At 61.5% G+C, this 6,097-nt stretch carries 5 protein-coding genes; all 5 read left to right on the top strand.

What is annotated here, in order from left to right:
* Window positions 1–372: 372 nt before the first annotated feature.
* The 5 genes from ACSEXW_RS16840 to ACSEXW_RS16820 all read left to right on the top strand — a co-directional run bounded on the left by ACSEXW_RS16840 (window position 373) and on the right by ACSEXW_RS16820 (window position 6,096).
* Window positions 373–1,269, top strand: coding sequence for a pectinesterase family protein (locus tag ACSEXW_RS16840; protein ID WP_438447333.1), 897 nt, complete (start codon window positions 373–375; stop codon window positions 1,267–1,269).
* A 48-nt stretch (window positions 1,270–1,317) separates the two neighbouring features.
* The gene (locus ACSEXW_RS16835) at window positions 1,318–2,364 is read left to right on the top strand and encodes an alpha/beta hydrolase family protein (RefSeq protein WP_438447332.1); all 1,047 of its coding nucleotides are present in this window, start codon (window positions 1,318–1,320) and stop codon (window positions 2,362–2,364) included.
* A gap of 244 nt (window positions 2,365–2,608) precedes the next feature.
* Window positions 2,609–3,673 (top strand): LacI family DNA-binding transcriptional regulator, encoded by a 1,065-nt coding sequence (locus ACSEXW_RS16830; RefSeq protein WP_438447331.1) that lies wholly within the window; start codon window positions 2,609–2,611, stop codon window positions 3,671–3,673.
* Between the two features lie 40 nt (window positions 3,674–3,713).
* Window positions 3,714–5,171: an extracellular solute-binding protein gene (locus ACSEXW_RS16825; protein ID WP_438447330.1), complete on the top strand. Its 1,458-nt coding sequence runs from the start codon at window positions 3,714–3,716 to the stop codon at window positions 5,169–5,171.
* A gap of 52 nt (window positions 5,172–5,223) precedes the next feature.
* A complete protein-coding gene (locus ACSEXW_RS16820) occupies window positions 5,224–6,096 on the top strand; it encodes an ABC transporter permease subunit (protein ID WP_438447329.1) in 873 nt (290 codons plus the stop codon).
* The last annotated feature ends 1 nt before the right edge of the window (window position 6,097 follow it).

The raw sequence follows: 6,097 nt of genomic DNA, 5'->3' as shown, positions 1-6,097 counted from the left end.
CTGGTGGAGGGAAGGCCGAGTGGGCGGGCGCGCGTGGGGGCAATCGGCGGCAGAATTGCCGCTGGCTGTTCCGGCGCCCAGTCGTGGGCGCGAACGAGCGGCAAAGATGCCGCTGGGGGACGGCGAGGCCGAGTGGTCGGCCGCTGGTAGGGCAATCTGCTGCATAATTGCCGCTTGCTGTCCTTGCGCTTGGCCGGAGGCGCGAACGAGCGGCAAATATGCCGCTGGTGGACGGCGAGGCCGAGTGGGCGGGCGCGAGGAGGGCAATCGGCGGCAGAATTGCCGCTGGCTGTCCCGGCGCCCAGCCGTAGGCGCAAACGAGCGGCAAATATGCCGCTGGAGTTACAAAAGAGAGCAGGAGGAGCATTCAATATGAAACAATGGATTATTGCCGTGGACGGCAGCGGGGATTATAGTTCCGTCCAAGCGGCTATAGATGCGCTGCCCGAGGGGCGGACGGAGCGAGTGGAGCTTCTAGTGCGCAAGGGCGTGTATCGGGAGAAGATCATCATCCCGAAGGGTAAGCCCCCGATCCGGATGATCGGCGAGGGTGCAGAGGAGACGGTGCTCTCCTGGGGCGACTATGCCCGGATGCCGGGGCCGGACGGTCGGGAGCTGGGAACGGGCCGGACGGCCACGTTACAGATTTTGTCCGATGACTTCACGATGGAGCATATGACGGTGGAGAATACGGCAGGTCATGGCCGGCCGGTCGGGCAGGCGGTGGCTCTGTATGTGCTGGGAGACCGGCAGGTGTTCCGGCACGTCCGGCTGTTGGCCAACCAAGACACTCTCTACACCGGCAGCGGCCGACACCTGTACGAGGAGTGCTACATCGAAGGGCACGTGGACTACATCTTCGGAGCGGCGACGTGTGTGTTCGACCGATGTGAGATATGCTCCCTGCGGGGCGGCTATATTACGGCGGCCTCCACCCCGGAGGGCCAGGAATACGGATACGTCTTCCTGGATTGCCGCCTGACGGCCAAGGAGGACGAGGAGATCGTCTATCTGGGCCGGCCTTGGCGACCCTTCGCCCGCACCTTGTTCATCCGGTGCTGGATGGGGCTCCATATCAAGCGCGAGGGCTGGGACAACTGGGGCAAGAAGGACGCCGAACAAACGACCCGTTACGGCGAATACGGCAGCTACGGCCCGGGCATGCAGCATGCGGACCGCGTCGGCTGGGCCGTCTCCGTGACGGAGGAGGAGGCGCAGAGCCTGACGGTGGAGCGCATCCTAAGCGGTACGGACGGCTGGAGGCCGTAACATCTGTACGGGAAAGCAACATAACACGAAATGAAGGAGCCGAATCTGATGAGCATGTGGAGCCCGGATGTATTTATGAACAAGCTGTACCGTGATACGGTGGAGAAGAGCTATGACCGTACGGCGGGCGGAGGCACGGCCCTGGTGGCCAAGCAGGAGGAGCTTCGCCGGAGGCTGTCTGCCGCACTGGGCACGTTCCCGGAGCAGCCGGCCCCGTTGGAGCCGGAGCTGCTGGAGACGTTCCGGCATGAGGGGCTGATCGTGGAGAAGCTGGCCTACTCCACCTTCGAGGGACTTCGGGTGCCGGTCTATGCCCTCTACCCGGAGGTCCGATCCGGCCGTCTCCCGGCTGTATTGGCCTGCCATGGCCACGGTATCGGACAGCGGGCCGCCCTCGGGATGAATCCGGACGGCACCTTCGCCCAGGATCCGGGCATCCACAACCGGTTCGCCGTGCAGCTGGCCCAGCGGGGTATGTTCGTCCTCGTGCCGGAGATCCTCGGCTTTGGAGACCGGCGCCTGCGGGAGGCCGTGGAAGCCGATCCGGAGGCCAAGACCTCCAGCTGCGCGCCCATCTCCAACCTGCTGATGCTGTGCGGGATGACCATCGCCGGCTTCCGGGTCTATGAGGCCAGGCGCGCCTTGGACTATTTGGCCTCCCGGCAGGAGGCGGACCCGCAGCGGATCGGGGCGCTAGGCTTCTCCGGCGGCGGGTTGGTGGCCTCCATGGCGGCAGCGCTGGACCCGAGGATCCGGGCGACCATCATCTGCGGCTACACCAATACCTTCGAGGGCAGCATTCTGGACCGCCCCCACTGCATCGACAATTATGTGCCCGGCATTCTGCACCTGGCCGAGCAGCCGGAGCTGATGGGGCTGATGGCGCCCCGTCCGCTGTTCGTCGAATCGGGCTTGGACGACAAGGTATTCCCGGTGGAGTCCACCCGGGAAGCCATCGGCCGGCTCCAGGCCCTATACCGGAGCTTCGGCGCGGAGGAGCGGTTGCAGTCGGACCTGTTCCCGGGCAAGCACGAGATCTCGGGACGCCATTCCTTCGACTGGCTGCGGGAGCAGCTTGAGGAGACAATCGCATAGAGGATTAACGGGGAGCCACGCGGCGAGTGGGCTCCCTTTTTTTTGTGGCATAGCGGCCTTCATTCACGAGGACCCGCGTGTTGGGCAGCCTTCATCCCTACCCTGATATCATCGAACCGGTTTGATTCTAAAGAACGTGTAAATGGGCCGCGGTTTACAATTTCTTTAGCCCCAGTTGAAGCTTGGATAATAAAACCGGTTTACCATTAGGGACGTAGCATACACGGCAGGGGGCAGAGACGCATTGGCAACGATTCAGGATGTCGCGAAGGCTGCAGGAGTGTCGAAGAGCACCGTATCCAACGTGTTCTCGAAGAAAAGGCCGATCAGCAAGGAGGTGGCCGACCGCGTGCTGGATGCGGCGAGGGAGCTGAACTACAAGCCCAACTACTGGGCGCGTACCCTGGCCAGCAAGGAAACCCGCATCGTGGGGCTCAGCATGGAGGGAGAACGGGTCCGGTTCAGCGCCTTCCACATGACGCTGTTGAACGGAGTCCTGAAGGAGTGCTGCAGCCGGGGTTACCGCCTGCTGGTAAATACGCTGCCCAAGGACTTCTCCAGCCAGCCCGAAAATTGGTCCTCCGATCCCATCGACGGAGAAATTCTGCTGGACCCGGTAGTGAAGGATCCCCGGCTCCGGGAGAGGCTCGCAGGCCCCATTCCGGTGGTCGTCGTCGGAAGGCCGCCCGGAGAGTATGAAGCCAAGGTGTCCTACGTGGATAACGATAACGTAGGAGCCGGCTTCTGCGCAACGGAGTATCTGCTGCAGCTGGGACACCGGCACATTCTGTTCCTGAATGCGCCCAGGAACCGGACGGTCTCCCAGGACCGGGAGGCCGGGTGCCGCATGGCGATGGAGGCCGTGAGCCTCCAGACGGACCCGCGGCGGATGGTCTATAAGCCGAGCCGGGGGAACTCCGTGGAGTACGGCTATCGTATGGCGCTTCAGCATCTCACGGCACAGCCCCGGGTCACGGCCATCCTGACGGATACGGACAAAGTGGCGCTGGGCGTCTACCAGGCTGCAGCGGAGCTCCGGCTGTGCATCCCCGGCGATCTGTCCGTGCTCTCCTTCAGCGTGGAGCCCGATCACGGAGCCGAATTCACGCCGACGCTCAGCTGCGTTCGCTTGAACGGCGAGCTCCTGGGCAGCGAAGCAGCCAAGCTCCTGATCGACGGCTGCACCGCACCATCCCGCGTCATCAAGCGGGTGACGATTCCATCGGAGCTTCTGCTTCGGGAGTCCTGCAGCCCGCCCCCCGGCCTGGTTCCCATCATGAACTCCGCTTCCCGACTCGAAATAACCTAACATTCGAACCCTAACGAAACCCTATCAAAGGAGCGAAATCATGCTGAAAAAAGGCTTGAAGTCCAGTTTGGCCGTTGCATTGTCCTCCATCCTCCTGCTTACGGCCGCCGCTTGCGGCAGCACGAGTGAAGAGAAGGCGGAGGGCTCCGCCCCCGCCTCCGGAAGTCCCTCCACCGCCGGCGGTTCCACGGCGGAGACCAAGGCCGCGAAGCCGAAGGAGCTTCGCATGATGGTGGGCGTCATCGGCGGGAAGACGCCGGAGGAGCATACGCTGTTCGAGAAGGAAGTGGAACGGCTGACAGGCATTAAGGTGAAGATGGAGAAGCCGGGCGGGAACATGAACGACAAGCTTTTGCCTGCCATCTCATCCGGTGAGAAGTATGACCTGATCCAGGTGGACAAGCCGCTGATGGAGATCCTGTTCGACCAAGGGGTGCTGATGCCGCTGGATGACAAGATCCGGGCGTCCTCGGTCCTCTCCGATCCCGCAGTGTTCCCGGCCAACGAATGGAAGCAGGTCAAGCTGAAGGACGGGAAGCGCTACGGCATCTTCACCAAGTTCCAGGGAGGAACCATGCCGACGGTCCGCCAGGACTGGATGGAGAAGCTCAGCCTGAAGGAGCCGAAGACGCTGGATGACTACTATCAGGTGCTGAAAGCCTTCAAGGAGAAGGATCCGGACGGCAACGGCAAGGACGATACCTATGGTCTGACCACGGCGGGACTGTACGAAATTCAGGGCTTCATGAGTGGCGCAGGAGTCAAGGCCGGCTATGTCATGAAGGAGGGGAAACGGACTGTTCCTTACGCGACGGAAGCGGCGGTTCCGGTATTTGAATGGTTCGCCAAGCTGTACAAGGAAGGCATCCTGGATCCGAACTTCGCCACCAATGATTCCGGCAAGATGAGGGACCTGTTCCTGACGGACCGGGTCGGAATGGTTACCTACTGGGACGCATGGGTGGGAATGTTCAACAATACCCGGCTGCAGAAGGATCCGGCGACCACCTTCAAGGCCAAGGGCCTGACTCCTGCCGAGGGCCCGGACGGGAAGATCATCATGCGCCGCGGGGACCCCAACGTATGGGTCATTCCGGTGAACGCTCCCGATCCGAAGACCGCCATGGAATTCATCGAGTTCTGGAGCACGGAGAAGGGGAATGTGCTGGGAACCTTGGGAATCGAGGGCCAAGATTACACCGTCAAGGACGGTAAAGTGGAGCTGACCCAGACGGGCAAGGAACACAGTATGGACCACGGCTCCCCGTTCGTCTACAACACCAAGTGGAAAAATCCCTTCGGCCTGCTGCCCGGGGTGAAGGAAGCCCAAGAGCTCGTACTGAAGCATGGGACGCTGGAGACCACGGGCAGCAGCTGGAAGGAAGTGGAGAAGATCTTGAACAATTACGCCCTCCAGGCCATGCAGGGCAAGCTGCCTGCCGCCGAGGCTGTGAAGAAGATGGATCAGGAGCTAAGAGCGGCCAAGCTGATCGATTGATCGGATGCGTGCATCGGCGGAGGATTAGGACGGCCGCAAGTGGAGGAGAGCGATGAGAGCGCTAAGACGCAACGCCGTATTTTACCTGATGATGGTTCCGGTCTTCATCTACTTTGTGACGTTCTGTTACTATCCGCTGGCCCGGGGGCTTCTGATCAGCTTCCAGAAGTTTCGCGTCATCGGGGACCGGCCTTTTGTCGGATGGGCGAATTATGAGCACGTGCTGCACGACCCGAATTTCTGGAGAATGCTCGGGAATACCTTCGTCATCGGCGGGGGCATCCTGCTGCTGGGGTTCGCGGCGCCCTTGGCCGTGGCCTTGTCCTTAAGCGAGATCTCGAGGACCTGGTTCAAGAAGCTGACGCAGATGGTGCTCTACATCCCGCATCTGTTCTCGTGGGTTGTCGTAGCCGGGCTGTGGATCTTCATGCTGACTCCGGACGGCGGGCTGGTGAACGAGATCCGCGCCTGGTTCGGCGGCAGGCCGATCCACTTTCTCGCAGAGAAGGATTACGGTCGTTGGATGATGGTGCTGTCCGCCGTATGGAAGGATGCGGGCTACGTCTGCATCATCTATCTGGCCTCCATCGTGAGCTTGAATCCGTCGCTCTTCGAGGCGGCGCGGATCGACGGAGCCAACCGCTGGAAGCTGGTCCGCTACCTGACCCTCCCCCAGCTGGTGCCGACCATGAAGATCGTCATGATGCTGAATACGATGGGCATCCTGCGTATCTTCGATCAGATCCTGGTGATGAAAAATCCCGCCATCGAACGTTCCGTCGATGTAATCATGATCTACACGTACGAATCGGGGATTCTCAAATTCGACATGGGAGTGGCCAATGCGGCCAGCTTCCTGGTCATTATGTTGACACTTATGCTGACGCTGGTTGTCCGCCGGGCAACCCGCTACGACGAGGGGTGAG

The organism is Oryzibacillus soli (assembly GCF_051594765.1).
Lineage (GTDB): Bacteria > Bacillota > Bacilli > Paenibacillales > NBRC-103111 > Paenibacillus_AR.
The sequence above is the reverse complement of the archived record's forward strand: the minus strand, read 5'-3'. Positions and strand labels throughout refer to the sequence as shown.